The sequence below is a fragment of the Arhodomonas sp. KWT genome (genome assembly GCF_010993615.1).
Map to the genome: position 1 here is coordinate 8,145 of NZ_WNXE01000078.1, position 4,486 is coordinate 12,630.

Consider the following 4,486-nt stretch of genomic DNA (forward strand, 5'->3'; position numbering starts at 1 on the left):
GGCGCGCTTGGCCACCTTGTCGATCTCGTCGAGGAAGACGATGCCGTTCTGCTCGACCCGTTCCAGGGCCTGCTGCTTGACCTCCTCCTCGTTGACCAGCCGTGCGGCCTCCTCCTCCTCGAGCAGCGGCCGTGCCTCGCGGATCGGGAGCTTGCGGGTGCGGGTGCGCTCGCCGCCCATGTTCTGGAACATGCTCTGGAGCTGGTTGGTCATCTCCTCCATGCCCGGCGGCGCCATGATGTCCACGCCGCCGCCCTGGGTGCGCAGCTCGATCTCGATCTCGCGCTCGTCGAGCTCGCCCTCGCGCAGCTTCTTGCGCATCTTCTGCCGGGTGCCGCTGCCGGCCTCGTCGTCCTCCCAGCCGCGGGCGCGGGGGAGCAGCGCGTCGAGGATGCGGTCCTCGGCGGCGTCGGCGGCCTTGACGCGCACGCCCTCCATGGCCTCCTGGCGGGTCATCTTGATGGCGTTGTCCACCAGATCGCGGATGATGGACTCCACATCACGGCCGACGTAGCCCACCTCGGTGAACTTGGTCGCCTCTACCTTAATGAAAGGCGCCCGTGCCAGGCGGGCGAGGCGCCGGGCGATCTCTGTCTTGCCCACGCCGGTGGGGCCGATCATGAGGATGTTCTTGGGGGTGATCTCCGCGCGCAGCTCCTCGTCCACCTGCATGCGGCGCCAGCGGTTGCGCAGCGCCACGGCCACGGCGCGCTTGGCCTCGGCCTGGCCGATGATGTGCTTGTCTAGCTCCTGGACGATCTCTCTGGGGGTCATGTCGGACATGTCGGTTCCGCTCCGGTCACTCCTCGCCCAGCTCTTCGATGGTGAGGTGGTGATTGGTGTAGATGCAGATGTCGGCGGCGATGTGCAGCGAGCGCTCGACGATGTCGCGGGCGCCGAGCTCGGTGTTGTCCATCAGCGCGGTGGCCGCGGACTGCGCGAAGCCACTGCCGGAGCCGATCGCGATGAGGTCGCGCTCGGGCTCGACCACGTCGCCGTTGCCGGAGATCATCAGCGTGGTGTCCCGGTCGGCGACCAGCAGCAGCGCCTCCAGCCGGCGCAGGGCGCGGTCGGAGCGCCAGTCCTTGGCCATCTCCACGGCGGAGCGGGTGAGGTTGCCGCGGTGCTTCTCGAGCTGGCCCTCGAAGCGCTCGAACAGTGTGAACGCGTCCGCGGTGCCGCCGGCGAAGCCCGCGATCACACGCTCGTGGAACAGCCGGCGCACCTTGCGCGCGTTGCCCTTCATCACGGTATCGCCGAGGGTGACCTGGCCGTCGCCGCCGAGCGCGACCCGGCCCTGCCGACGGGCGGCGAGGATGGTGGTGCCGTCAAATTGCCTCACGTTGGTGCTCCGGACTGCCTCGAATGGATGCGCGACGGCCCCGCCGGGCCGCCGGCGCGGCGATTGTACAACGGTGGGGCGCACCGCGACGCCTTTCAAGGGCGACGGTGGTGTGGCACCAACTCTCATTGTGGCAATGCGTGCCGGCTCGATGACGGCCCGGGCTAACGTTGCCCTGTTCTCAAGCGCGGCGGCGATGTCGCACACGGCCTGCCGGACCGGGTAGGTCGTGCGCCGAAGGCGTGCGACGTCTCGCCAGCCGTTTCATGTGCGCCTGCGATCTGTGCCGGGGCATGGGGAGGGGAGCGGTGGCCTCGCGCCCATATTATTCGCGAAGCCTGCTGTACACCTCGCGTAACAAATGTTCTCGGGCGACTTGCCGGAAGTCGTCGTCATTCATCAAACGCCCGAAAATTTCCTCGTTGCCGTCCATGCGCTCGATGAACAGGCTTTCCAGCATCCTGTTGAACACGTATGCGAAATTTTCCATTGAGTTCGCCTGCGCCGCTTCGCGCAGGGTGTCGTTTTCGACCGCACTTTCTGCGATCTGGTCGAAGAACAGCTGATCGGCCGGCGTGAACTCCGTGCCGAAGCGCTCGTTCAGCCTCCCGATAAGCGTGGACAGCTCCACGTTTTCGTCCTCGGCGCGGCCTGTGCCCACTTCCTTTGGGCCGTACAGGGGCTCCGGTTCCCCTACGCCCAGATCGATTGCCCCCTCGCTGATCTTCTGTAGCCGGTAATACTGAAGGGAAACCTCGTCGTCCAGCTCGAAAACGGCGTCGTCAGCGCGGCGTGGCAGCTTGGACAGCAGGAAGCGGCCATAGCTGTAGAGCTTCTCCAGGCTGCTGTCCTGATAAGGGATGATCTGTGCCAGGAAGGCATACAGGTTGCGGAAACTGGTGAGCTGGCCCTTGAACTGCTCCTGGTGGTCTTCGTCCAGGGCCTGGTAGCGCGTCACCGCCTGGTCGAGGATGGCATTGATCTTCTGGTGGTCGGCCGCCGTGGGCTCGCTGCGGTTCTTGTACCAGATCTCCGCGAAGGCGCTGACCTCATCCGGGGCGAACACCTGGGCTTCCTCTAACCGGTGCTGCAAGTCGTAGAGCTGATGGGGATCGGTGGGTTTCCCCTGCGGCGTAACCTCGTAATAGGGCTTGAACGCCTCGTAGATCTCACCGGGCTCGTTGGCGAAATCCAGCACGAAGGTGTCCTCCTTACCCGGCGCCGTTCGGTTCAGCCGGGACAGGGTCTGCACGGCCTGGATTCCCGATAGGCGCCTGTCCACATACATGGTATGCAGCAGTGGCTGGTCGAACCCGGTCTGGTATTTCTCCGCCACCAGCAGCACCTGATAGTGCTCCGAGGCGAACCGGTCCGGCAGCTCGGTTTCCTTGATACCGTCGTTCATGCCCACTTCCGTGTACGACTGCCCGGGAAAATCCGGGTCGGTGACGCTGCCGGAGAAGGCCACCAGGGAGCGGATGCCGGTAATGCGGTGGTCCTGGATGTACTTGTCGAACGCCTGCTTGTAGCGCACGGCGTGCAGGCGCGAGGCGGTGACCACCATGGCCTTGGCCCGGCCGCCGATGCGGTGGCGGGTGTTGTGGCGGAAGTGCTCGACGATCACCTCCACTTTCTGGGCGATATTGTGGGGGTGCAGGGACATGAAGCGCGCCAAGGCCCTGGCCGCCTTGCGCTTGGGTACTTCCGGATCATCGTCGATGGATTTGATCAGCCCGTAATAGGTCTTGTAGGTGGTGTAGTTTTCCAGCACGTCCATGATGAAGCCTTCCTCGATGGCCTGACGCATGGAGTACAGGTGAAAGGGCGGCTGGCCGTCCGGGCCGGGCTCGTTGAACACCGCCTGGGTCTTGAACTTGGGCGTGGCGGTGAAGGCGAAGAAGCTGATATTGGGCTGGCGGGGGCGTTTGAGCATCTCCTCGAACAGCTTCTTGCGCGCCTCCTCGGAAAGATCCTCCTCCTCCACATCCAGGAACTCCTCCGCGATGGCCGACTCGATGCCGTCGCGGTTGAGCACCTTGCGCAGCTCCATGGCCGTCTCGCCGGACTGAGAGCTGTGCGCCTCGTCCACGATCACCGCGAAGCGCTTGCCCTCCGTGCTCAGCTCCACTTCCTCGCCCTTCTTGGCCAGGGTGTCCATGGCCTGGGTGATGAAGGGGAACTTCTGGATGGTCGAGATGATGATGGGTACGCTGGAGGAAAGCGCCTGGGCGAGCTGCTGGGTGTTCTCGTCGATCTTCTGCACCACTCCCTGCTTGTGCTCGAACTGGTAGATGGTGTTCTGCAACTGCTGGTCCAGCACCCGGCGGTCGGTGATCACCACCACGGTATCGAACACCTTGTTGTCGTCGGCGTCGTGCAGGCTGGAGAGGCGATGGGCCAGCCAGGCGATGGAATTGGATTTGCCCGAGCCCGCGGAGTGCTGCACCAGGTAGTTGTGGCCCGGTCCCTGCGCCCGGGCGCTGGCCACCAGTTGCCGCACCGCGTCCAACTGGTGGTATCGGGGGAAGATCAACGCTTCCTTGCGGTGGCGTTTCACCCCCTTCTTCGTCGTGACCTTGTTTTCGGTCACTTCCAGGTGCAGGAACCGAGCGAGGATGTCCATCAGGCTGTCGCGGGCGAGCACCTGCTCCCACAGGTAGCTGGTGCGGTAGCCGCCCTCTTCGGCGGGCGGATTGCCCGCCCCGAAGTTGTGGCCGCGATTGAACGGCAGAAAGGCCGTCTTGCTACCGCTTAGCCGCGTGGCCATGAAGGCCTGGTCCGGGTCCACGGCGAAATGCACCAACGCGCGCTCCTTGAACCGGAAGATCGGCTCGGTCGGATCGCGGTCATTTTTGTACTGGCGGATAGCGTCATCCACCGTCTGCCCGGTCATGGGGTTCTTCAGCTCCAGGGTGGCCACCGGCAGGCCGTTCACCGACAGCACCACGTCCAGGGATTGTTTGGGGTGCGTCTCGCTGAAATGCACCTGCCGTGTCACACGGAGGCGGTTGTGGCCATAGGCCGCGGCGGCCTCCGGGTTCATGCCGGTATTGGGGGCGAAGTAGGCCAGCCGGAAGGTCTTGCCGAAGCACTTAAAGCCGTGGCGCAGCACATGCAGGGCGTTCTTGGAGGCCAACTCCTTGA

General features: G+C 64.6%; 3 protein-coding genes. All 3 read right to left on the minus strand.

Features of this window, described 5'->3' with window-relative positions; genetic code table 11:
- Nucleotides 1–783: HslU--HslV peptidase ATPase subunit (gene hslU, locus G7A99_RS25490; protein ID WP_240466257.1), on the minus strand; the 783-nt coding region annotated here is incomplete at its 3' end.
- Between the two features lie 16 nt (nt 784–799).
- On the minus strand, nt 800–1,342 hold the full coding sequence (hslV, locus tag G7A99_RS11995; RefSeq protein WP_163140442.1) for an ATP-dependent protease subunit HslV: 543 nt from the start codon (nt 1,340–1,342) through the stop codon (nt 800–802).
- A 325-nt stretch (nt 1,343–1,667) separates the two neighbouring features.
- The coding region (locus tag G7A99_RS12000; RefSeq protein WP_163140443.1) for a type I restriction endonuclease subunit R at nt 1,668–4,486 on the minus strand (2,819 nt) is incomplete at its 5' end.